This window comes from Streptomyces sp. GMY02 (assembly GCF_019056675.1).
GTDB lineage: Bacteria > Actinomycetota > Actinomycetes > Streptomycetales > Streptomycetaceae > Streptomyces > Streptomyces odonnellii.
Genome location: NZ_CP077658.1, coordinates 1,674,434 through 1,696,907 on the forward strand (window position 1 = coordinate 1,674,434; position 22,474 = coordinate 1,696,907).

The window sequence follows — 22,474 nt, forward strand, 5'->3', positions numbered from 1 at the left end:
GGAGGGGCCGCGGGGGCGGCGGGAGGGCGGGGGCATGGGCGAGGCGGTGGAGACGCGGGCGGCGTTGGTGCGGCTGCGCAGGTCGACCGGGCTGACCGTGGCGTTCGGCGGACTGACCCATGAGGCGGGGCAGTTGAGGATCACCGAGCTGCACGGGACGTCGACGAGCGCCCTGCGCGGGCTGGGGATCTCGTCGGGGCACGGTCTGGGCGGCAAGTCGATCGCCATGGCCAGACCCTGCGCGGTGACCGACTACCGCGAAGCGCGGCACATCAGCCACGACTACGACGCGGCGGTCGCGGCGGAGGGGCTGCGCTCGGTGCTCGCGGTGCCCGTGGTCGTACGGCGCCGGGTGCGCGGGGTGCTGTACGGAGCGCTGCGCAGCGCCCTGCCGATCGGTGAGCGGGCCTTCGACGCGGTGGTGGCCGCCGCGCGGGATGTGGAGCGGGCCCTTGTCGTACGGGACGAGGTGCGGCGGCTGCTCGCGGTGGCCCACGAGGCGACGGGCGTTGCCGGGGCCCGGGAGGAGATACGGGCGGCCCACGGCGAACTGCGTGCGCTGGCGCCTCGGATCGTGGACGCGGAGATGCGGGCGGAGGTGCTCGCGGTCTGCGGGCGGCTCACGGGGGCCGCACGGCCGGTGGACGCACCGGTGCCGCCGCCGGTCACGCTGGCACCGCGCGAGGTGGATGTCCTGCGCTGTGTCGCGGCGGGCTCGACCAATGCCGCGACGGCGAAACTGCTGGGGCTCCGTCCGGAGACGGTGAAGGGGTATCTGCGCTCGGCGATGCGCAGGCTCGGCACGCACACCCGGCTGGAGGCGGTGGTGGCGGCCAGGCGCGCCGGCCTGTTGCCGTAGCTTCGGGGCCGCTTCGGGAGATCCGCGGCCGTTGGGGAAGGAAATGCCCGGCCGCTGGGGGCCGGTCGTTCATAGGGCCGGTCGTTCATAGGTACGTACTGGAGGTATGCGCATGGTGTCGATGGACCGGTTCCTGGCCTTCGCCGCGATGTCCCTGCTCGTGATCGTGATTCCGGGGCCGAGCGTGCTGTTCGTGATCGGGCGGGCGCTGGCGCACGGGCGGCGGACCGCGCTCGCGACAGTGCTCGGCAATGTGGCCGGGTCATACGCCCTGGTGGTCGCCGTCGCGCTGGGGATAGGCGCGCTGGTCGAGGAGTCGGTGACGGTCTTCCTCACGGTGAAGCTGGCGGGCGCGGCCTATCTGGTCTTCCTGGGGGTGCAGGCCTTCCGGCATCGCAAGGAGATGCGGGCCTCGGCCATGTCGGCTCCCGCGGGCCCGGCGCGCGGGGATCTCCGTACGGTCGGGGACGGCTTTGTCGTGGGGATCACCAATCCCAAGGGTGTGGTGTTCTTCGCGGCCGTACTCCCGCAGTTCGTGGACCATTCGGCGGGCCAGGTGCCGGCACAGATGCTGTTGCTGGGGCTGATACCGATCGGGATCGGGCTGGTCACGGACACCCTGTGGGGCCTGGGCGCCTCCGCTGCCCGCAACTGGTTCGCGCGCTCGGACCGGCGGCTGTCGATGGTCGGCGGCGCGGGCGGGTTCGCGATGATCGGGCTGGGGGTGACGGTCGCGGCGACGGGCCGGGCGGACTGAGAAGCCCTGCGAAACAGGGGCCGGAACCGGGGAACAGGGGTTCGGGGGGCCGGGACCGGGACGGAAGCCGGGAGCAGGGGTTCGAGTGCCGGGGGCAGGGGGCTGTGGCTCGGAGGCCCGGGTTCGGAGCCGGGGCATGAAGCCCGCGCCCGGTAGTCGGGGCTTGGGCATCGGCGGGTGCCAGGGGTGCGTCAAAAAGCGGGCTTCCGCGGTCAACGCTCCGTCATGGGCCCGGCGATCCGTCGTCCGCCGGGCATAGCTTCCTGGAGTCAGGCAGTGAACGACTCCCCTGGGAGGACACCATGGAGCGCCTCATTCCCGAGGACGCGGACTCGGAGCCCGCCGATCCGGCCGCAGCCACCGACGACGCGGTCCCGGACGATTCGGATCCCTCCGATCCGGACCCCGATGGCTCCCGCCCCGACGACTGCCGCGCGGTACGGCCGCTTTATGTGCCCGTACGGCTCGGCTCGTGCGGCGGGTATCAGCTCCGCTTCGCCCGCACCCCGCTCGGCGCGCGGACCGCGATCGGTTTCACCAGCCCCCACCGGCTGACCGCCGTTCTCGGCGAGCGGCAGGCGTGGATCAGGCTGGCGGAGCCCGCGCTGCGCGCGCTCGCCGCACCGCTCGGCACGACCATCGTCACGGTGGACCCCCAGCTCACCGCCCCGGCCCCCGTTTCCGCCATCGGCCGGCAGGCCACGCCGGTCAGGGCCTGCGCCCGCCATGCCCCGCCCGTTCCGGAACCGGCAGACGCGCCCGTACAGCCGAAGCCCGTAGAGCCGAAGCTCGTACGGCCGGAACTCGTACGGCAGGAGGCGATGCCCGTATGACCACCGAACCACTGAGGCGTGTCCACGCACTCATCAACGAGTTGAACGCCCCGCCGGTCTGGCCCGCGTCCGCCGTTGTGGCGCCCGGCGGGGACATCGCGGTGGCCGGGGTCGGTCTCGCGGAGCTGGCCGACCGCTATGGCACCCCGGTGTACATCCTCGACGAGGACGAAGTCCGGGCCCGGGCCCGGGCCTGGCGGCGGGCGCTGCCCGACGCCGAGATCGTCTACGCCGCCAAGGCGTTCCTCTGCCGGGCGGTCGTCGACTGGATCGACCAGGAGGGCCTCGGCCTCGATGTCTGCTCCGCCGGCGAACTGGAGCTGGCAGCCACCCGCGGCTTTCCGCCCGAGCGGATCGTGCTGCACGGAAACGCCAAGTCCCCGCGGGATCTGTCGGCGGCGCTGCGTCTGGGCGTCGGCCGGATCGTCATCGACTCGGCCTGCGAGACGGCGAGGATCGCCGCGCAGGCGCCGGGGCCCGGTCCGCAGCGGGTGCTGGTCCGTGTCCTGCCCGGAATCGAGGCGGGCGCCCACCCCAAGATCCGTACGGGGACGGAGGGCCAGAAGTTCGGGCTCTCGATCGCGGACGGCTCCGCCGAGGAGACGGTCGGCCGGATCCTCGGCCAGCCCCGGCTCGAACTCACGGGCCTGCACTGCCATCTCGGCTCCCAGATCGCCGGGCCGGAACCGTACGCCGAGGAGGTGCGCCGCCTGGTGGCGTTTCTGGCGCGGATCAGGGAGCGGTACGGAGTGACCCTGCCCGAACTGGATCTGGGCGGCGGCTTCGCGGTGGCGTACGTACCGGGCGATCCAGCACCCGCCCCCGCCGAGTACGGGCGCCTGATCACCGCCACCCTCGCGGACGCCTGTGCCGCGCACGGTCTGCCCGTACCAGCGCTGACGGTGGAGCCGGGCCGCTCGGTCGTCGCACCCGCCGGGATCGCGCTCTACCGCGTGCTGTCGGTGAAGCGGGGCGGCGGCGGTGTCTTCGTCGCGGTCGACGGCGGGATGAGCGACAACCCGCGGCCCGCCCTGTACGGCGCGCGTTACACGGTCCGCCGGGTGGGCCATGCCTCCTCGGCCCCGATGCGGACGGCGACGGTCGTCGGCCGGCACTGCGAGGCGGGCGATGTGCTCGCCGGTCCTGTGGAGTTGCCCGCGGACATCCGACCCGGTGATGTGCTGGCGGTCCCGGCCGCCGGTGCCTACCAGGTGTCGATGGCGTCCGGTTACAACATGACCGGCCGGCCGCCGGTGGTCGCGGTCTCGGGAGGGCGGTCGCGGCTTCTGGTACGCCGGGAGACCTTCGACGACCTGCGCGCACGGGATGTCGGCCTGTGACCCGCCGGCCCCGGACGCTCAGTCCCGCGGCTCGCTGAAACTCCCGAACCGGATGTCGTACGACCCGGCCATGCCCATGACGGCGAGCACCCGCTCCCCCTCCTCGGCCACCTCCGTACGTTGACCGGGTGTCAGCCCGCCGAAGGCCTCGACGGTCAGGGTCACATGCCCGCCGCTCTCGGTGAGCTGCCAGATCCCGGCAAGGAAGCCGTCCACGAGGAACGTACGGAAAGGCTGATTGCCCCGGACGGCGCGGCCCCGGTACCCGGGCGGGACCACGCGGCTCCGGTCGGAGTGCGAGAGCAGGAGGTTGTCGTACTCGGGCAGGAAACGCGGCGGCGCGGGAGTGTCCTCGGCGGGCCGTGGCGCCTCCGGCAGATCGAACAGCTCGGTCCCGCTCTCGTCCTGAAAGGTGAGCAGCCGGGGCCGCAGCCGTTCGAAGGCCTCCCGCAGCCGGGTGAGCCCGGACCAGACCTGCATGTCCTTGACGGAGGCCGGGCCGAAGGCGGCGAGATAGCGCAGTACGGTGCCGTCCGGCGCGGGCACCGGCTGGGCGGGACGCCCGAACCAGTGCTCGGCGGTGGTGAGCGTGACCTGTCCGGCGCGGCCCCACAGTCCGCGCGGGGTGGTCTGTACGAGCGGCACGAGACAGCGTCCGGCGACCCCCAGCGCGAACGGCTCGGCCTCGGGCCACTCCTCGGCCAGTGCCTCGCGCAGTTCCTTCAGCGGCCGGGGCCGCTCCTCGACCAGCTCGCGGACACGAGCGGCGAGCCGGTCCAGGTCCACCCCGGTCAGCCGGTCGCGGAACGTTCTCAACTCCCGGTCCCGCGCGGCCTGCACGAGCGGGCGGAGGGTGAGGCAGTCGTCGGCGGTGTGCGTATGGATGGTGGAGCGGAGCGTGACCAGCCGGGCGACCCGGCGCGTGGCCATCAGCGCGGACAGGTCGTCGGGTACGAACCCCTCCAGGCGGGCCGCGAGCTGGAAGTACGGCGGCTTGACGTTCTGGGCCTGGAGTCCGAGCAGATGCGTGACGGCGGACTCGGCGGACAGCCCGCTGCGGCGCAGCAGGAGCTGGCGCTCCAGGGTGGCCCTGCTGAGCGCACGGGTGGAGAGCACGGGGTGACTGGCGGAGCTGATCGTGATCGTCCTCGCGGGAGCCATGGCCACCACGCTAGTGCCCTACCCGGCAGGATCTGCCCCGTCGCAAACCTTGCCGGTCGCTGCACCAGACCCCGTCCGGCGACGCTCGCGGACAGCCTCCGGCACTGGCGGACAGCCTCGGTCCCCGACCACAGCCCCGAAAACCACGACGAAAGCGGCGGGCCCGGACGCATCCGGACCCGCCGCCTTCTCACTTCCGTACGTCCAACAGGCCCAAGAGGCCCATCAGGCCCGGCGCGACGGCCGTGCCAGCGTGTACCCGGCGATGCCCGCGAGCGCGCCCAGCACACCCCCCACCACCGTCCAGATCCAGCGGTCCGTCCACCAGCCCGAGGACCAGCCGTCCTCCGGCTCCGACGCGGTCACGGCCGTCTCCGACGAGGCCTCGGTGATCCCCGGCGTGAGCGGCTCGGACAGCTTTCCGCCGACCGCGTACGCGCCGCCCGCGCCCGGCGTGGCCGCCTCGACCTCCGTCCGTACCGGCATGCCGAGGTCCTCCTCCTGCGCGTTCACGACGGTGAGGCGTACGTAGTAGCTGCCCGGCAGCGGATCGTTGGACCAGGGCTCGGCCCAGGCCCGTACCGTACGGAGCGTGCAGCGCAGCGAGACCGTGTCCGCGTCCGCGGCGACCGCCTTCGTCTGGGCGCCGCTCACACAGGGCTGGCGGCGGCGCAGCCCGTCGTAGACGTCGACCTGCCAGGTCAGCGCGCCCTTCCTCGCGGCGGCGGACTCGGGCAGGGTGACCGTGGCCCGTACGGTGGGGCGCTGCCCCGCGTCGGCCGGGAAGACCCAGTAGAGATAGTCACCCGTGGAGGCCTCGGCCGAAGCCGTCTGCCCCGGCCTGAAGGCGGCGGCCGTACGGAAGGACGTGCCTGCCTCGGTCGGCGCCGCGGCCTCGGGCCCGTCGGCGTTCTCGGATTCCCCGGTGGCGGGTACGGGGGTCTCGTCGGCCAGGGCGGTGCCCGCCGAGCCGAACAGCGCCGTGGCGGACAGCAGCGCCCCGGCGATCAGGGATTTCACGAACAGACCGGTGATACGCATCAGTTGGTCCTCCAGACGACACGCAGGCGGGAGATCCAGCCCCACAGCAGTCCGGCGGCTAGGCCGGTGAGGGCCAGGGTGCCGAGCAGCCACCAGCCGCGGCCGAGGCCGAACGCGGCGATGTCGGAGGCCGCGTCGGGCGCGTCCACCAGATCGACGGTCAGCTCGACCGGCAGACCCGGGGTGGTCTGCACGGAGTCGGGCGCGGAGAAGGCGTTGCTGACCTGGAGGCAGACCGTCTCCGCGGCCGGCTTCAGCCCGTCGGCGCCGTCATCGTCGGCGGGCGGTTTCGGGTAGCGCAGCCCGGCCGAGATCACATCGGTGCGTCCGTCGCCCGCCTCCGAGCCCCGGACGATCTCTCTGCCGTGTACGGTCACGGCGCGCAGCAGCACCGCGTAGTCCCGGTCGACGGCACGGTCGGCCGCGACACTCACCGACGCGCGCAGTTCCTGGCCCGGCAGGACGTCCACGCGGTACCAGCGGTGCTCGGAGAACTTCTCCCGGTCGCTGTAGAGGCCCGGCTTGATCTGCGGGGCGTCGGCGCAGCGCGCGGCACCCTCGGTCGCCACCGGGGTGACGACGGGGTCGGCGGCGCGGTCCACGAGCTGTTTGACCCGGCCGGAGAGTTCGTCGGTGTGCCGTACGGAGGTGTACGTGCCGCCGGTGGCCTCGGCGATACAGGTGAGCTGCCTGCGGGTCTTGGCGTCCGGCACGAGGCCGAGGGTGTCGATCGTGAGATGGATGCCCCGGGCCGCGATCTCCCGCGCGACCTCGCACGGGTCGAGCGGCGCGCAGGTGTCCTCGCCGTCGGTGATGAGGACGATACGGCGGGTCGCGTCACCGCCTTCGAGGTCCTCGGCCGCGCCGAGGAGCGCGGGTCCGATGGGGGTCCAGCCGGTGGGGACGAGGGTGGCGACCGCCGTCTTCGCCTCCGTACGGTCCAGCGGCCCCACCGGGTAGAGCTGCCGGGTGTCCTTGCAGCCGACCTTGGTGTCCTTGCCCGGATAGTTGGCCCCGAGGGTGCGGATGCCCAGCTCCACCTCCTGCGGCACCGCGTCCAGCACCTCGTTGAACGCCTGCTTCGCCGCGGCCATCCGGGACTGGCCGTCGATGTCGCGGGCCCGCATGGAGCCGCTCACATCGAGGACGAGATCGACCTTCGGTGCCGGTTTCCCGGTAGGTTCGTCAGCGGCGGCAGCGGGAGGGAAGAGCCCTACGGCCAGAGTGGCCACCAGACCGCACACGGCGGCTGCCAACCGGCTACTTATGATCATCGCCGGATGATACGAGAATGGCACCGGGGAACCAAACGAAGGCAGACGGTCTGTCAAATCGATTGCGGACGAGGGAAGTTGGGGCATGAGCGGAGTGAACAGGCGCCGGTTCATCGGTATGGGAGCGCTCGCCGCGGCGTCGGCCGTCGCGGCGGCGCCAGGGCCCGTCGTACCCCAGTCGCCGCCCCGCCCGCAGCCTGCGGCGGAACCGTCCGTGCCCGCCCGGCCACGCGCCGCCACCCGGCCGCTGTTCCTCGGTACGTACACCTCGGCCGCGGGCGGCGGCACCGGGGTGGGACTCGCCTCGTACGACCCGGCCACCGGCGCGGTGTCCGGCACGGGCACGATCGCGGGCGTCGAGAACCCCTCGTACCTCGCCGTCCATCCCGACGGCCGCACCCTCTACGCCGTCAATGAGCAGCAGAACGGCGGTGTCACCGCGATCGCCCTCGCCGAGGACGGAAAGCACCGGGTCCTCGGGACGCGGAGCACGGGCGGTGCGGGGCCCACGCATCTCTCGGTGCACCCCGGCGGGCGCTGGCTGCTGAGCGCCAACTACACCTCCGGCAGTGTGGCCGTGCACCCCATCGACGCGGCGGGCGCGCTGGGTGAGCGTACGGACCTGGTGGCGCACTCCGCTCCGCCGCCGGGCCCCGGCCAGACCGGGCCGCACGCGCACCAGATCACCACCTCGCCGGACGGCGGCCATGTCCTGGCGGTCGATCTGGGCAACGACACCGTCTACACCTACCGGCTGGACACGGCGGCGGGCACGCTCACGCAGGTCTCGTACGCGCGGCTGCGCCCCGGCGCGGGCCCGCGCCATCTCACGTTCCATCCGTCCGGCGCGTACGCCTATCTCGCCAATGAGCTGGACAACACCGCCGTGGTCTGCGCGTACGAGCCGGAGACCGGGCTGCTGACGCCCGGCGAGCCGCAGCCCACCGGGGCGGGCGGCGCGGGCGACAGCTTCCCGTCCCAGCTCGTGGTCACCGCCAATGGCGCCTTCGCGTATCTCGCCAACCGCGGCCGCAACAGCCTGACCCGCTACGCGGTCGAGGCGGGCGGCGGGGCGCTCCGGCTGCTGGACACCGTGCCGGTGGGCGGCGACTTCCCCCGGCAGCTCGGCCTCTCGCCCGCCGGGAACCTGCTGTTCGCCGCGAACCAGCGGTCGAACTCGGTGACGGTCTTCCATGTCGACCAGGACGGCGGCGGGCTGCGCTCCGCGGGCCGACCGTTCCAGGCTCCGGTGGCCGTCTGCGCTCTGCCGCTCTAGGGAAGAAGCGCAGGCCCGCTCCGGACAGGGGCACGGCCACTCCGGAGGGGCGCGCCGCCGCTCCGGCAGGGCCGGTTCCGCGGACGGGGCGGTATTTCCAGGCAGGGCGGTATGTGGTCCAGATACGGTCCTATGTACTGTTCGCGTGCATGGGAGCGCTCCCAGTGGTTGGATGGCGCCAGCCCGTTCCCCGCTCCTGGATCAGGCTCAGGCACACTCGCGACGGGAGGTCGCCCCCGATGGTGACGAAGGGACGTACGGGCCAGCCCACCCTGGAAGAAGTCGCCGCGCTCGCGGGCGTCGGCCGGGGCACGGTGTCCCGCGTCATCAACAATTCGCCGCGGGTCAAGGACACCACCCGCCATCTCGTCGAGCAGGCGATCGCGCAGCTCGGCTACATACCCAACCGCGCCGCCCGCGCCCTGGCGGGCAGCCGTAGCGATGCCGTGGCGCTGGTGATACCGGAGACCGAGAAGCGTTTCTTCGCCGAGCCGTACTTCTCCGACATCGTCCATGGTGTCGGCGACGGTCTCGCCGACACCGATCTTCAGCTTCTGCTCACCCTCGTCCGTACGGAGAAGGAACGGCAGCGCTTCCTCCAGTACGCCCGCGCCCGCCGGATCGACGGTGTGCTCCTGGTCTCCCTCCACGACAACGATCCGCTGCCCGATCTGCTCGCCGGGATGGAGATGCCCACGGTCCTCAGCGGCCGCAGGTCCGGCGACGAGTCCGTGTCCTATGTGGACTCCGACAACGTGGGCGGCGCGCGTGCCGCCGTACACCATCTGTCGGCGTCCGGGCGGCGCCGTATCGCCACCATCACGGGACCGCTCGACATGTATGTGGCGCAGTGCCGGCTCCGCGGGTACGAGGAGGCGGTACGGGACAGCCCAGGCGGCCCGCGCCCCGCCTGGATCGCGCATGGCGACTTCACGGAGGAGAGCGGCCGGCGCGCGATGGCCGAGCTGCTCGAACGGCACCCGGACCTGGACGCGGTGTTCGCTGCCTCGGACGTGATGGCGGTGGGCGCGCTGCACACGTTGCGGGCGGCGGGCCGCAGGATTCCGGAGGAGGTGGCGGTGGTGGGGTTCGACGACTCGCCCATCGCGCGCCACACGGATCCCCAGCTCACGTCGGTGCGCCAGCCGGTGGAGGAGATGGGGCGGACGATGGCCCGGGTGCTGCTGGCGTCGATCAGTGACGGGGCGTCGGCCTGGCAGCACGTGGTGCTGCGGACGGAACTGGTGCGCAGGGCATCGGGGTGACCCACGCGGACCGGAGGTGATCTCCGCCGACGGGGGTGACCCACGCGGACCGGAGGTGATCTCCGCCGACGGGGGGATCCACGCGGGTCGGGGGTGATCCACGCAGGCCGGGGCGGCGGGCGCTCAGACCGCCGAATCGACCCTGCTCCGCTCGTGGGCCCACGGGCGCGGCTCGTCGTGGTGGATCGGGGTGTGCGCGCCCGTCAGCGGAACCCCGCTGCCGCCGCGCCGTACCGCGACGATCTCCGCGGCGATCGAGAGCGCGGTCTCCTCGGGGGTACGGGCGCCCAGGTCGAGCCCGATCGGCGAGCGCAGCCGGGCCAGCTCCCGCTCGGTGACCCCGTGCTCGCGCAGCCGCCGGGCGCGGTCCTCATGGGTGCGCCGGGAGCCCATCGCGCCGACATACGCGACCGGCAGCCGCAGCGCCAGTTCCAGCAGCGGTACGTCGAACTTGGCGTCGTGGGTGAGCACGCACAGGACCGTACGGCTGTCGGTCGCGGCCGACTCCAGATAGCGGTGCGGCCAGTCCACGACGATCTCGTCGGCGTCGGGGAAGCGGGCGCGCGTGGCGAAGACGGGCCGCGCGTCGCAGACCGTGACGTGGTAGCCGAGGAACTTGCCGGTACGGACGAGCGCCGAGGCGAAGTCGACGGCGCCGAAGACGATCATGCGCGGCGGCGGCACGCTCGACTCGACGAGCAGGGTCAGCGGCCGGCCGCAGCGCGATCCGCGCGCGCCGATGACGACGGTGTCCGTACGGCCGGAGTCCAGCAGGGCGAGGGCTTCGGCGGCGGCGGTACGGTCCAGCTCCGGGTGTCCGCCGAGGCTCCCCTCGTACGTTCCGCCGGGGCGTACGAGCAGGGCGCGGCCCAGCAGTTCGGCCGGGCCTTCGGTGATCCGGGCGAGCGCGGCGGCCTGCCCACGGGAGGCGGCCTCCAGCGCGGCGAACACCGGCCGGGTGGCGTCCGCGCGTACCGCTGCTCGTTCCGCCCGTACCGCTGCCTGATCCGCGCGTACCGCTGGCCGTTCCGCGCGAACCGCCGGCCGATCCGCGCGAACCGCCCGTACGGCGCGTACGGTTGGCGTCGCTCGTGCCGCCCGTACCGGAGTCACCAGGATGTCGATGACCCCGCCGCAGGTCAGGCCCACCGCGAAGGCGTCGTCGTCGCTGTAGCCGAAGCGCTCAACGACGGTGGCGCCGTCCTCCAGCGCCTGCCGGCACAGCTCGTACACCGCGCCCTCCACACACCCGCCGGAGACCGAGCCGATCACCGCGCCCCCGCTGTCGACGGCGAGCGCGGCGCCCGGCCCGCGCGGCGCGCTGCCGGAGACCGCGACGACCGTGGCGACGGCGAAGTCCCGCCCCTGCCCGGCCCACCGGTGCAGCTCTTCGGCGATGTCCAGCATCTCGGTCTCCTCGGGGATCTGATGCGCTGAGTACGGCTTCGCCGTTCCTCAAACACCGGACGGACCCGGCGCGCGGTCTGCGGACGCGGGCCGCGCGCCGGACGACGCCGTCACGGTGCGGTGTGGCCGCCGGTGCCGGTACCTGTGCCGCCGATGCCGGTACCTGTGCCGCCGCTGTCGGCGCCCGTGCCGGTGAGGTGCTCCGGCCGTACCGGCGTCCTGTTCAGCTCCAGGCCCGTCGCGTTCCTGATCGCCGCGAGAATCGCGGGAGTCGAGGAGAGGGTCGGCGCCTCGCCGGCGCCTCGCAGACCATACGGCGCGTGCTCGTCGGCCAGTTCGAGCAGATCGACGGGGATGGTGGGGGTGTCGAGGATGGTGGGGATCAGATAGTCCGTGAAGGACGGGTTGCGCACCTTCGCGGTCACCGGGTCGACGACGATCTCCTCCATGACCGCCACGCCCAGCCCCTGGGTGGTGCCGCCCTGGATCTGGCCGATGACGGACAGCGGGTTGAGCGCCTTGCCGACGTCCTGGGCGACGGCCAGTTCGACGACCTTGACCAGGCCCAGTTCCGTATCGACCTCGACGACCGCGCGGTGCGCGGCGAACGAGTACTGGACATGCCCGTTGCCCTGTCCGGTACGGAGATCGAAGGCCTCGGTCGGGCGGTGGCGCCACTCCAGCTCCAGGTCCACCGCCTCGTCCTCCAGGACGTCCGCCAGACCGGCGAGGACCTCTCCGCCGTCGGTGACGACCTTGCCGTCTTCGAGCAGCAGCTCGGCGGTGGCCCAGGCCGGGTGGTACGTACCGAACTTGCGCCGGCCGAGCTCCAGCACCCGCTCCCGTACCGCCTCGCAGGTGTGCTTCATCGCGCCGCCGGTCACATAGGTCTGCCGGGAGGCGGAGGTGGAACCGGCGGAGCCGACCCGGGTGTCGGCGGGCTGGATGGTGACCCGGGCGACGCCGAGTTCGGTACGGGCGATCTGCGCGTGGACGGTGACGCCGCCCTGGCCGACCTCGGCCATCGCGGTGTGGACGACCGCGACCGGCTCCCCGGCGATCACTTCGAGCCGTACGCGCGCGGTGGAGTAGTCGTCGAAGCCCTCGGAGAAGCCGACGTTCTTGATGCCGACCGCGTAGCCGACGCCCCGTACGACCCCTTCGCCGTGGGTGGTGTTGGAGAGCCCGCCGGGCAGGGCCCGTACATCCGCCTCCTCGCCGGCCACCAGCCACTGCTGCTCGGGCGGCAGAGGGCGGGCCTTGACGCGGCGCAGCAGTTCGGCGACGGGCGCCGGGGAGTCGACGCGCTGTCCGGTCGGCATGAGGGTGCCCTGCTCCATGGCGTTGAGCTGCCGGAACTCCACCGGGTCCAGCCCCAGCGCCGCCGCCAGCCTGTCCATCTGCGCCTCGTACGCGAAGCACGCCTGGACGGCGCCGAAGCCGCGCATCGCGCCGCAGGGCGGGTTGTTGGTGTAGAGCGCGAGCGCCTCGATGTCGACATTCTCGATGGCGTACGGGCCGGCGGAGAGGGAGGCCGCGTTGCCGACGACGGCCGGGGACGAGGAGGCGTACGCGCCGCCGTCCAGCACGATCCGGCACTTCATGTGCGTGATCCTGCCGTCGCGGGTGGCGCCGTGCTCGTAGTGGAGCCTGGCCGGGTGACGGTGGACATGGCCGAAGAACGACTCGAACCGGTTGTAGACCATCTTGACCGGTTTGCCGGTCCGCAGGGCCAGCAGACAGCCGTGGATCTGCATCGACAGGTCCTCCCGGCCGCCGAAGGCCCCGCCGACCCCGGAGAGGGTCATACGGACCTTCTCCTCGGGCAGGCCGAGGACGGGCGCGATCTGGCGGAGGTCGGAGTGGAGCCACTGGGTGGCGACGTAGAGGTCGACGCCGCCGTCCTCGGCGGGCACCGCGAGTCCGGACTCCGGGCCGAGGAAGGCCTGGTCCTGCATGCCGAAGACATAGTCGCCCGTGACGATCACATCGGCGCGGGCGGCGGCCCCGGCGGCGTCGCCGCGGACGATGGGCTGGCGGTGCACGATGTTGGGGTGCGGGACATGGCCGCTGTGGTGGTCGGCGCGGTTCTCATGGACGAGGGGCGCGCCGGGGGCGGTGGCCGAGGCCTCGTCGGTGACGACCGGCAGTTCGGCGTAGTCGACGCGGATCTTGGCGGCGGCGCGGCGGGCGGTCTCGGGATGGTCGGCGGCGATGACCGCGACCGGCTCGCCGTGGTGCCGGACCTTGCCATGGGCGAGAACGGGGGTGTCCTGGATCTCCAGGCCGTAGTTCTTCACCGGGGCCGGGAGGTCGTCATAGGTGAGGACGGCGTGGACACCGGGGGTGGCGAGGGCCTCCGCGATGTCGATGGATCTGATGGCTGCGTGCGCCACGGTGGAGCGCAATGTGTGGCCCCACAACATGTCGTCGTGCCACATGTCCGAGGAGTACGCGAACTCGCCGGTGACCTTGAGCGTGCCGTCGGGCCGGAGGGTCGATTCGCCGATGCCGCCGCTGGTGCGGGAGCCCTGGCTGAGGCTGGTGGGGGTGCCGGTGGTGGGCATCGCGGTCAGACCGCCTCGTCCTGACGGGCGGCCGCGAGACGCACCGCGTCGAGGATCTTCTCGTAACCGGTGCAGCGGCAGAGGTTGCCGGAGAGCGCCTCGCGGATGTCGGCGTCGCTCGGGGAGGGATTGCGCTCCAGCATCTCGTCGGCGGCGACCAGCAGTCCGGGGGTGCAGAAGCCGCACTGGACGGCGCCCGCGTCGATGAACGCCTGCTGGATCACGGACAGTTCACCGTCGCCAGGGTGTTCGGCGCCGCGCTCCCCGGCTTCGGACCGCCGGGAGTCGCGTGCCCCGGAATCACGCTGCCGGGCGTATTCGGCGAGTCCCTCGACCGTGATGACCTCGCGGCCCTCGGCCTGCCCCGCCGCCACCAGACAGGAGCAGACCGGGACACCGTCGAGCCGTACCGTACAAGAACCGCATTCGCCCTGCTCACAGGCGTTCTTGGAGCCCGGCAGGCCCAGCCGCTCGCGCAGGACGTACAGCAGGCTCTCGCCCTCCCACACATCGTCGGCCACTTGCTCACGCCCGTTGACCGTGAATGTCACCCGCATGGTCACGCCGCTCCTTCCAGGGGGTGGCCGCCCCGGCGGTACTGCTCCCAGGTCCAGCCGAGCTGGCGGCGGGCCATGATGTCGACCGCGTGGCGGCGGTACGCGGCGGTGCCGCGCACATCGTCGATGGGGTTGCAGGCGGCCGAGACGAGCATGGCGAACTGCCGGGCGACGGACGGCGTGATGACCTTGCCGTTCTCCCAGAAGCCGCCCTCGTCGAGTGCCGCGTTCAGGAACTCCTCCGCCGCGCGGGCCCGTACGGGGGTGGGGGCGGCGGAGCCGATACCGGTCCGTACGGTACGGGTCGCGGGGTGCAGGGCGAGCCCGAAGGCACAGACCGCGATGACCATCGCGTTACGGGTCCCGACCTTCGAGAACTGCTGCGGACCGTCCGCTTTCCTGATGTGCACGGATTTGATCAGTTCGTCGGCGGCGAGGGCATTGCGCTTCACACCGGTATAGAAGTCGTCGATCGGGATGCGACGGCTGCCGCGTACCGACTCGGCCTCCACCTCGGCGCCCGCGGCCAGCAGCGCCGGATGCGCGTCGCCGGCCGGGGAGGCGGTGCCGAGGTTGCCGCCGACGCCGCCGCGGTTGCGGATCTGCGGCGAGGCGACGGTGTGCGAGGCGAGTGCCAGCCCCGGCAGTTCGGCCCTGAGGTCCTCCATGATGCGGGTGTACGGGACGGAGGCGCCCAGTTCGACGGTCTCCTCGCCGACCGTCCACTCGCTCAGCTCGCCGATCCGGTTCAGGTCGAGCAGATACTCCGGCCGCCGGTGATCGAAGTTGATCTCGACCATGACGTCCGTGCCGCCCGCGATGGGCACGGCCATGGGGTGCGCGGCCTTGGCGGCGAGCGCCTCCTCCCAGCTTGCCGGGCGAAGGAAGTCCATGAGTGCTCTCTTCTGATCGTTGGCGATCCGCTCGCCGATGGCGATTCGTCGTGATCTGATCGTTGACGATCGGGGCTCTTCATGAGCTGTTGACGCGGTACGGCCCCACTACACCCCCCAGTACACAAGGAGTGCTCCGGCTGGTGCAGTCACCGAAACCATGAAGGAGTTGGCTGGCCGTCCTCAGGGTCTTGTAGATTCGAACGAAACCACGAGAGAGATCGGCGACGACGAGATGCGGCTGCGCGCACTGCTGGACACCGATGCGCTGGGGCTGCGGCTGCTCGGCGGCGAGGACGAGCTGGACCGTTCCGTGCGCGGGGTGATGACCACCGATCTGCGCGATCCGAGCCGTTATCTCTCCGGCGGTGAACTGGTCCTCACCGGCCTCGCCTGGCGACGGCGCGCCGAGGAATCCGAACCGTTCGTCCGTATCCTCGTCGCCGCCGGGGTCGCCGCCCTCGCCGCGGGCGAGGCGGAGCTGGGCGAGGTGCCCGACGATCTGATCGTGGCATGCGCACGCCATCGTCTTCCGCTGTTCGCGGTGAGCGAGGCCGTGGCGTTCGCGACGATCACCGAGTACGTGGTCCGCCAGGTGTCCGGGGAGCGGGCCGGGGATCTGGCGGCCGTGGTGGACCGGCACCGCAGGCTCATGACGGCGGGCCCGGCGGGCGGCGGCCCGGACGCGGTCCTGGATCTGCTGGGCTCCGATCTCGATCTGCGGGCCTGGGTGCTCTCCCCCACCGGCCGGCAGATCGCGGGCGCCGGGAAGCCGCTGCCCGCGGCCCGTGCCACCGCGCTCGCCGGGGAGCATCTCGCGGCGACCCGCGCGGGACGCCGGAGCCCGTACCGTACGAGCGTCGACGGCACGGCGTACTCCCTCTTCCCGGTACGTGAGCCGGGGCGCGGGCCCTCCGCCCTCGCCTCCCCCGATGTGCGCGAGACCGTGCTCTCCGACTGGGTGCTGGCCGTCGAGGCGGACGCGGGCGACTGGCCGACGGCCCGCCTCGATCTGCTGCGGGGCGTCACGCAGCTCATCGCGGTGGAGCGGGACCGGCGGGACGCGGCCCGCGCGGTACGGCGCCGGCTCGCCCAGGATGTCGTGGAGCTCGTCCAGGCGGCCGCGGCACCGGCCGAGATCGCGGCGCGGCTGCGGGTGGCCGCTCCGGTGCTGCTGCCGGGGCTGACGACCGCGCCGCACTGGCAGGTCGTGGTGGCAACGGTGGACTGGGGCCGGGACGGCGGCTCCGGCCAGGGCGGTCACAGCGGTCACAGCGGTCACAGCGGTACGGGTACGGGTACGGAGGTGAGCGGCGGCCCGGTCGCGCAGGCACTGCTTGAGGAGATCCTGGCCGGCCCGGTGACGCCGGGAGCCGGGGCGACGGGGGCAGCGGCAGGGGCGGCAGGAGCGACTGTGACGGACTCGCCCGACCGGATCGCGGTGGCACGGACGGGTGACGAGGCGGTCGCACTCGTACCGCTTCCGGCCATGCCCGCGGTGCTGCTGGGACTGGCCGACCCGTCGGAGGCCGATCCGGATCCGGATCCCGAACCCGGTCTGCACGCGGACGCGCTGCTGGCCGCCGTACGGGAGCCACTGTCGGCGGGCCTCGCCGACGACGGACGGCTCACCCTGGGGGTGAGCGCGGTCGTCCACTCGGCGGAGGGGCTGCGCGGCGCCCTGGAGGAGGCCCGGCACGCCCGCCGGGTGGCCGCGGCCCGGGTCGGACGGGTCTGCGCGGCGGGCCACCACGAGCTGGCCTCGCACGTCCTGCTGCTGCCCTTTGTGCCCGACGATGTGCGCCGGGCGTTCACCGCGCGGCTGCTGGACCCGCTCCGCGCCTACGACCGGCGCCATCGCGCGGAGCTGATCCCCACCCTGGAGGCGTTCCTCGACTGCGACGGCTCCTGGACCCGGTGCGCGGCCAGACTGCATCTGCATGTGAACACGCTGCGCTACCGAGTGGGCAGGATCGAACAGCTCACCGGCCGGGATCTGTCACGCCTGGAGGACAAGCTGGATTTCTTCCTGGCCCTGAGGATGAGCTGAGCTGCCGCCTGGCTGGCTGGGACCGCGTGCCCGGGGTCTGGGCGGGGCCGTGCCCCGGGCGCCCGGACGGGACCGCGTGGCCCGGGGCCCGGACGGGACCGCGTGCCCCGGTGGCCTGGGCACCGGGCCGGTGGCACGCGCGCCCCGCCTGGTGGCCCGGACGCCCGGCCCGGTGGCTGCCTGTCTGGTGGCCCGGACGGCCGCCCGACGGCCGCCTGCCTGGTGGCCTGGCCGCCTGCCGGGTTGGCCGCCCGTTGGCCGAAAAACTTCGTTCACAACTGCCCTCGTCAACGGCCCTGTCCAGGCCGGTTGACGCGATCACCCGATACGGGCACGGAAAAGATCCGCCATGTCCCCGGGCTGTGAGTTCCGCCACCCGGGCGCCCGCGCCGCTGCCCGTACCGTCGCCATCGCCGCAGGTGACAGCCCTTTCGACGGCCCCGGACCCGCTCGGCGGCACCCTCCGCGCGCCCCTTCTGCCGCCCTTCAAGACCGACTTCGCACCCCAAGTGATTGTGAAATTTTTCACCTGACCTATTGGCCCGGCATGCTCATCCGTGCTGAGATGCGTCCACACTCAACAGCACAATGGCGCGCTCGGGGAGGGCAATGTGGCGCATACCGCCATGTCTGGTTCCGGAACCACCGCTGGTGACAACCCACTCCAGACCGCGGTATGGCGGCTGCGCTCGCGCGGCTGTTGGACCGACGCAGCGGCCCTGCTCGCACCGCACACCGCCGCCCCGGCGCCCGCGCTCCAGCGGGCCTCGCTGCTCGTCGAGCGCTGTCTGTTCACCGGGACCGGCTGGCCGGAGGCCGAGGACGCGCTGCGTTCCGCGGAGGCCACGGCCCGCGAGGACGACGAGCGCGGTGCCGCGGCCTGCGAACGCGGCCATCTCGCCTACGCCTCCACCGTCCTCGGTGTACGCGACCGCGCGGACGAGGCACGCGCCGCCCTCGGCAGAGCGGCGGCCCTGCTCGACCCGACGGCGCCCGCCCGTGCCCTGCTCGACTTCCGACGCGGGCTGATCGCGGAGCATCTCTCGGACTCCCCGCAGTCCGCGCGCGCCGCGTACCGCCGGGCCCATGCCGCCGCCACCGCGCACGGCGAGACACTGCTGCTCTCGTTCACCTGGCGCCATCTCGCCGGGCTGGCCCTGCGGGAGGGCGAGTTGTCGGAGGCGCGGCACGGCTTCAGCGAGTCGCTCCGTATCCGCGAGGAGCTGGGCTATCTGGTCGGTACGGCTCCGGCGCTGGCGGCGCTGGCCGACGCCGAGCCGGAACCGGAGGCATCCCGGCTGCGCGCGGAGGCGAGCCGGCTGTTCCGGCTGCTGGGCGGCGTACCGACCTGGCTGGCGGACCAGCTCGCACCACCGCCGGCCCCGGCGGTCTGACCCACGGACGGCCCGCCGCGTACTGCGCCTTGTTGAGCGCGTGAGCGGCGGGTTCATGAGCGAGTGAGCAGCGGACCCGAGTGTCGACGCCGAGTACGCAGGCCCGCGCATCTGCGCCGGTGTGCGGCCCGCGTGTCAGCGCCGGGTCTGCGGGTCGCCGTGCCAGGAGCGCCACAGCTCGGCGTACGGGCCGCCCGCCGCCACCAGGGCGTCGTGCGTGCCGAGTTCGGTCAGCCTGCCGTCGTCCATGACCGCCACCCGGTCCGCGTCGCGCGCGGTGTCCAGCCGGTGGGCGATGGCAATGACCGTACGGCCTTCGAGGACGGCGGCCAGCGCGCGTTCCGCGTGGCGCGCGGTCGCCGGGTCGAGCAGGGCCGTCGCCTCGTCGAGGACGAGGGTGTGCGGATCCGCCAGTACCACGCGTGCCAGGGCGAGTTGCTGGGCGCGGGCGCCGTCGATACGTACCTCCGCCGCGCCCGTCGCCGTCGCGCCCGGCACGGTGTCGAGGCCGTCCGGCAGCTCATCGATCCAGTCCGCGCCGACGGCGTCGAGCGCCGCGCATATCTCTTCGTCGGTGGCGCTCGGCGCGGCGATCAGCAGATTGTCGCGGATGGTGTCGGTGAAGACATGGTGTTCCTGGGTCACCAGGACGACCTGGCGGCGCAGTTGACCGGGGTCGAGGTCCGCGATCGGGACGCCGCCCACGGTCACCGACCCCGCGCGCGGCCGGTCGACACCGGCCAGCAGCCTGCCCAGCGTGGACTTTCCGGCACCGGACGGGCCCACGACGGCGAGCCGCTCGCCGGGCCGTACGGTCAGATCGACCCCGCGCAGCACATCGCGCGGCTCGGCGCGCCCGCTGTCATAGGCGTACCACACATCCTCGACCGCGATCCGGTCGTCGGAGGGTGTGGGTCCACCACATACCGGTGTACTCGGCGCCAGTGCCAGACCCTCCACCCGGGCGAAGGAAGCGCTACTGCTCTGTAGTTGCTCCACCCACAGCAGGATGGTGTCGAGTGGTTGCGACAACTGCCGCAGATACAGCGCGCAGGAGACCACCGCGCCGAGGCTGACCACGCCCGCGCCGCCCCCGCCGCCCGCGCCGTCCCCGAGCAGCAGGCCGCCGGCCAGCAGCACCGCGACGACCGGGATCTCGTACGACACCTCCACCGACGGGAAGAGCACACTGCGCAGGGACAGCGTCCGCAGCCGGGTCCGCCGGGCCCGTTCGACCGCTTCCTGGCAGACCTCGATCCGGCGCCGCTGGAGACCGAACGCCTCGACCGTACGGGCACCGGACGCGGTAGCGGAAAGGACCTCCGCCATCATCGAGTTGGCCTCGCCCTCCGCCAGATACGCGGCGGGCGCGCGGCGCAGATACCAGCGGGTGGCGAACCAGATGCCGAGCAGACCGAGCACCCCGCAGCCGCCGAGCAGCGGATCGAGGACGAAGACCGCGCCGAGGATGAACAGCGCCTGTACGGCGGCGATGAACACATCGGGCCCGGCATCGCGCAGGGCGGTGCTGACGGCGGCGACATCGGTGGTGCCGCGCGCGGCGAGATCGCCCGTACCGGCACGTTCGACGACCGAGGCGGGCAGCGCGAGCGCGCGGTCGACGAGCTGTTCACGGATACGGGCGGAGGTCCGCTCGCCGAAACGGTGGCCGACGAGACGGGCGTACCGGGCGAGCACGAGCTGCGCCACGGAACAGAGCAGGATGACGAGCGCGTACCGGTCCACGGTGGCGACCCCGCCGCCGGCCCGGACCGTGTTGATCACACTGCCGAGCAGCCAGGGTCCGACAAGTCCGGCCGCGGCGGCGAGGGCGTTGAGCGCGATGGCGGCGGCGAAGGCGCGCCCGTCCCGCCGGATGAGACGCGTTGCCGCGCGGCGCACCTGGGGCGGCTCGGCGACGGGAAGGTGCGCCTTCTTGACGGCCGTCAACGGACCGGCTCGTTCTCGTACGAGTACGGTCCGTCCTCCGCGCCCCGGGACACCAGCGCCCGGTAGCCGGGCTGTGCGCGGAGCAGTTCATGGTGGGTGCCGGTGGCCGCGGTGCGGCCGTCGACCAGGTAGTACACGGTGTCCGCGTGTTCGAGCAGCAACGGCGAGGTGCTGGTGACGACGGTCGTACGGCCGGTACGGGCGGCCCGCAGCCGGGCGGCGAGCGCGGCCTCGGTGTGGGCGTCGACCGCCGAGGTGGGCTCGACGGCGAGCAGCACCTCGGGGTCTGCGAGCAGGGCCCGCATCAGCCGGACGCGCTGGCGCTGGCCGCCGGAGAGATTGCGGCCCTGCGCGTCGATCCGGGAGTCGAGGCCGTCCGGCAGGCCGAGGACGATGTCCCGCGCGACGGCCGCGTGGACGGCGGCCTCGATGGATTCCGCGTCCGGGTCGCGGCGGCCGGCGACGAGGTCGCGGAGTGTCCCGGCGAAGAGGTCGGCCTCGTTGTCGGCGACGAGGATCCGCTCACGTACCTGCGAGAGGGGGACCTCGTCGAGCCGTATCCCTCCCCAGGTCGTGTCCGAGGCGGTGAAGCGGCCCAGCCGGTCGACCACGTCGGAGGCGTCCGAGGGCCGCGAACCGACCAGCGCCGTCAGCGACTTGGGTGCAACCTCGACCCCGGAGGCCGGGTCACGCAGCGGGGACGGCGAGGTGGGCGCCTCCCGCAGGACCTCCCGAAAGGCCTCCCGCAGCACCTCATCCGACGGAGCCGCGGTCCCCGACTCCCCTTCCCCGGGCGCGACTTCGGGTTCCAGATCCAGGAACCGTACGACCCGCCGCGCACTCACCAGCCCACGGCTCAGGTCGTACCCGCCCTCGATGAAGAACGACACGGGTACGACGAGCACGGCGACATACCCGTACACCGCCGCCAACTCGCCGACACTGATGCTGCCTTGGGCGGCCAGCCGGGCCGCCAGCCAGGTGACGGCGGCGAGGAACAGCGCGGGAAGGCCGAGTCCGAGCGCGTCGATCCAGCTCGTCACCGCCCCGACGCGGTAGCCCTCCTCCCGTACCCGCGCCGAATCGCGCCGGTAGCGGGCGGCGTACGCGTCCTTGCCGCCGAGACCGCTCAGGACGCGCAGCCCGCCGACGATGTCGACGAACCGGCCGGCCAGTGCGCCCTGCCGCTCCCGGTACGCGGTCTCGGCGTGCTGCAACCGCCCGAGCAGCGGCCCCACCAGCAGCGCCAGCAGCGGCACTCCGAGCAGCACGACCACGGCGAGGACGGGCGAGACTGACAGCAGCAGCGCGGCGACGACAAGACAGGCCAGCACTCCGCCGACCCCGGGGCCGGTCATGGTCAGCGTCCGGCTCATCAGGCCGACATCGGACATGCCGATCGTGACGACCTCACCGGCGGTGACCCGTCGGGGCAGCGTGGCGCCGAGCCTGACGGCCTGTCGGACGACGACTCGTACCGTACGGAAGGTGGCGTCCATCCGGACCCGGGTCATGGTGCGGTGGCGCATGATGCCGATCCAGGCGTTGAACACACCGGCTCCGAGCAGCGCTCCGGTCCAGCCGGCGAGCGCGCCGCTGTCGCCCGGTACGAGTCCGTCGTCGATCGCGCGCGACAGGAGATACGGCGGCAGGGTCAGCCCGATCATCCACACGCTGCCGTACGTTGCGCCGACGGCTACCCGACCCCCCTGACTGGTCGCCAGCCACCAGAGGTACCGTCCTGCACTACGGCGATCCGGAACCCCCGGATCCATGTACGAGTCACCCATTCCCCGCACCCTAACGACCCGGGGCCCCCGGGCACCAACAACCCCAAAGAGGGAGCCTTG

At 72.8% G+C, this 22,474-nt stretch carries 16 protein-coding genes and 1 pseudogene; 8 read left to right on the forward strand and 9 right to left on the reverse strand.

Going from position 1 to position 22,474, the window contains the following annotated elements; translation table 11 throughout:
• Window positions 1–34: 34 nt before the first annotated feature.
• The 4 genes from KQY30_RS07030 (at window position 35) to lysA (ending at window position 3,789) form a co-directional block, all read left to right on the forward strand.
• Window positions 35–859, forward strand: coding sequence for a response regulator transcription factor (locus KQY30_RS07030; RefSeq protein ID WP_217306096.1), 825 nt, complete (start codon window positions 35–37; stop codon window positions 857–859).
• A 112-nt stretch (window positions 860–971) separates the two neighbouring features.
• Window positions 972–1,616: a LysE family translocator gene (locus KQY30_RS07035; RefSeq protein ID WP_046509290.1), complete on the forward strand. Its 645-nt coding sequence runs from the start codon at window positions 972–974 to the stop codon at window positions 1,614–1,616.
• 302 nt (window positions 1,617–1,918) lie between these two features.
• Window positions 1,919–2,449, forward strand: coding sequence for an SAV_915 family protein (locus KQY30_RS36255; RefSeq protein ID WP_254406996.1), 531 nt, complete (start codon window positions 1,919–1,921; stop codon window positions 2,447–2,449).
• Window positions 2,446–3,789, forward strand: a complete 1,344-nt coding sequence (gene lysA / locus KQY30_RS07045) for a diaminopimelate decarboxylase (RefSeq protein ID WP_217306097.1) — start codon at window positions 2,446–2,448, stop codon at window positions 3,787–3,789. Before KQY30_RS36255 ends, lysA begins: the two co-directional genes overlap by 4 nt.
• A gap of 18 nt (window positions 3,790–3,807) precedes the next feature.
• Here lysA and KQY30_RS07050 read toward each other — a convergent pair whose 3' ends face one another.
• The 3 genes from KQY30_RS07050 to KQY30_RS07060 form a co-directional block, all read right to left on the reverse strand.
• A complete protein-coding gene (locus KQY30_RS07050; protein WP_217306098.1) occupies window positions 3,808–4,950 on the reverse strand; it encodes a winged helix DNA-binding domain-containing protein in 1,143 nt (380 codons plus the stop codon).
• Between the two features lie 225 nt (window positions 4,951–5,175).
• Entirely contained in the window at window positions 5,176–5,991 is an 816-nt protein-coding gene (locus KQY30_RS07055; protein ID WP_217306099.1) for a hypothetical protein, read from the reverse strand.
• Entirely contained in the window at window positions 5,991–7,265 is a 1,275-nt protein-coding gene (locus tag KQY30_RS07060) for a VWA domain-containing protein (RefSeq protein ID WP_217306100.1), read from the reverse strand. Before KQY30_RS07060 ends, KQY30_RS07055 begins: the two co-directional genes overlap by 1 nt.
• A gap of 85 nt (window positions 7,266–7,350) precedes the next feature.
• On the opposite strand from KQY30_RS07060, the gene KQY30_RS07065 reads away from it, so the two are divergent.
• Both KQY30_RS07065 and KQY30_RS07070 read left to right on the forward strand, forming a co-directional pair.
• On the forward strand, window positions 7,351–8,541 hold the full coding sequence (locus KQY30_RS07065) for a lactonase family protein (protein ID WP_217306101.1): 1,191 nt from the start codon (window positions 7,351–7,353) through the stop codon (window positions 8,539–8,541).
• Between the two features lie 239 nt (window positions 8,542–8,780).
• Window positions 8,781–9,806, forward strand: coding sequence for a LacI family DNA-binding transcriptional regulator (locus tag KQY30_RS07070; RefSeq protein WP_217306102.1), 1,026 nt, complete (start codon window positions 8,781–8,783; stop codon window positions 9,804–9,806).
• Between the two features lie 123 nt (window positions 9,807–9,929).
• Here KQY30_RS07070 and KQY30_RS07075 read toward each other — a convergent pair whose 3' ends face one another.
• The 4 genes and pseudogenes from KQY30_RS07075 to KQY30_RS07090 form a co-directional block, all read right to left on the reverse strand.
• Window positions 9,930–11,213, reverse strand: coding sequence for an XdhC family protein (locus KQY30_RS07075; RefSeq protein ID WP_217306103.1), 1,284 nt, complete (start codon window positions 11,211–11,213; stop codon window positions 9,930–9,932).
• 185 nt (window positions 11,214–11,398) lie between these two features.
• Window positions 11,399–13,780, reverse strand: a pseudogene (locus tag KQY30_RS07080) (xanthine dehydrogenase family protein molybdopterin-binding subunit); the annotation flags it as partial.
• A gap of 5 nt (window positions 13,781–13,785) precedes the next feature.
• Window positions 13,786–14,337 (reverse strand): (2Fe-2S)-binding protein, encoded by a 552-nt coding sequence (locus KQY30_RS07085; protein ID WP_217306104.1) that lies wholly within the window; start codon window positions 14,335–14,337, stop codon window positions 13,786–13,788.
• Window positions 14,338–14,339: 2 nt separating this feature from the next.
• Window positions 14,340–15,230 carry a xanthine dehydrogenase family protein subunit M gene (locus KQY30_RS07090; protein ID WP_217306105.1) on the reverse strand — a complete coding sequence of 297 codons (891 nt, stop codon included), beginning with the start codon at window positions 15,228–15,230 and terminating at the stop codon, window positions 14,340–14,342.
• Window positions 15,231–15,465: 235 nt separating this feature from the next.
• Here KQY30_RS07090 and KQY30_RS07095 point away from each other — a divergent pair, with 235 nt between their 5' ends.
• Together KQY30_RS07095 and KQY30_RS07100 are read left to right on the forward strand one after the other, a co-directional pair.
• The gene (locus KQY30_RS07095; RefSeq protein WP_217310820.1) at window positions 15,466–17,280 is read left to right on the forward strand and encodes a PucR family transcriptional regulator ligand-binding domain-containing protein; all 1,815 of its coding nucleotides are present in this window, start codon (window positions 15,466–15,468) and stop codon (window positions 17,278–17,280) included.
• A 626-nt stretch (window positions 17,281–17,906) separates the two neighbouring features.
• On the forward strand, window positions 17,907–18,674 hold the full coding sequence (locus KQY30_RS07100) for a hypothetical protein (protein WP_217306106.1): 768 nt from the start codon (window positions 17,907–17,909) through the stop codon (window positions 18,672–18,674).
• A gap of 135 nt (window positions 18,675–18,809) precedes the next feature.
• Here the strand turns inward: KQY30_RS07100 and KQY30_RS07105 are convergent, their stop codons facing one another.
• Both KQY30_RS07105 and KQY30_RS07110 read right to left on the reverse strand, forming a co-directional pair.
• Window positions 18,810–20,624, reverse strand: coding sequence for an ABC transporter ATP-binding protein (locus KQY30_RS07105; RefSeq protein WP_217306107.1), 1,815 nt, complete (start codon window positions 20,622–20,624; stop codon window positions 18,810–18,812).
• Entirely contained in the window at window positions 20,621–22,414 is a 1,794-nt protein-coding gene (locus KQY30_RS07110; RefSeq protein ID WP_217306108.1) for an ABC transporter ATP-binding protein, read from the reverse strand. Before KQY30_RS07110 ends, KQY30_RS07105 begins: the two co-directional genes overlap by 4 nt.
• Between the last annotated feature and the right edge of the window lie 60 nt (window positions 22,415–22,474).

Excerpts from the sequence above, each read along its gene's own strand:
- KQY30_RS07090 (WP_217306105.1), bottom strand. The coding sequence starts at position 15,230 with ATGGACTTCCTTCGCCCGGCAAGCTGGGAGGAGGCGCTCGCCGCCAAG.
- KQY30_RS07095 (WP_217310820.1), top strand. The coding sequence starts at position 15,466 with ATGCGGCTGCGCGCACTGCTGGACACCGATGCGCTGGGGCTGCGGCTG.
- KQY30_RS36255 (WP_254406996.1), top strand. The coding sequence starts at position 1,919 with ATGGAGCGCCTCATTCCCGAGGACGCGGACTCGGAGCCCGCCGATCCG.
- KQY30_RS07035 (WP_046509290.1), top strand. The coding sequence starts at position 972 with ATGGTGTCGATGGACCGGTTCCTGGCCTTCGCCGCGATGTCCCTGCTC.
- KQY30_RS07070 (WP_217306102.1), top strand. The coding sequence starts at position 8,781 with ATGGTGACGAAGGGACGTACGGGCCAGCCCACCCTGGAAGAAGTCGCC.
- KQY30_RS07060 (WP_217306100.1), bottom strand. The coding sequence starts at position 7,265 with ATGATCATAAGTAGCCGGTTGGCAGCCGCCGTGTGCGGTCTGGTGGCC.
- KQY30_RS07065 (WP_217306101.1), top strand. The coding sequence starts at position 7,351 with ATGAGCGGAGTGAACAGGCGCCGGTTCATCGGTATGGGAGCGCTCGCC.
- KQY30_RS07075 (WP_217306103.1), bottom strand. The coding sequence starts at position 11,213 with ATGCTGGACATCGCCGAAGAGCTGCACCGGTGGGCCGGGCAGGGGCGG.
- KQY30_RS07085 (WP_217306104.1), bottom strand. The coding sequence starts at position 14,337 with ATGCGGGTGACATTCACGGTCAACGGGCGTGAGCAAGTGGCCGACGAT.
- KQY30_RS07110 (WP_217306108.1), bottom strand. The coding sequence starts at position 22,414 with ATGGGTGACTCGTACATGGATCCGGGGGTTCCGGATCGCCGTAGTGCA.
- lysA (WP_217306097.1), top strand. The coding sequence starts at position 2,446 with ATGACCACCGAACCACTGAGGCGTGTCCACGCACTCATCAACGAGTTG.
- KQY30_RS07055 (WP_217306099.1), bottom strand. The coding sequence starts at position 5,991 with ATGCGTATCACCGGTCTGTTCGTGAAATCCCTGATCGCCGGGGCGCTG.
- KQY30_RS07050 (WP_217306098.1), bottom strand. The coding sequence starts at position 4,950 with ATGGCTCCCGCGAGGACGATCACGATCAGCTCCGCCAGTCACCCCGTG.
- KQY30_RS07030 (WP_217306096.1), top strand. The coding sequence starts at position 35 with ATGGGCGAGGCGGTGGAGACGCGGGCGGCGTTGGTGCGGCTGCGCAGG.
- KQY30_RS07100 (WP_217306106.1), top strand. The coding sequence starts at position 17,907 with ATGTCTGGTTCCGGAACCACCGCTGGTGACAACCCACTCCAGACCGCG.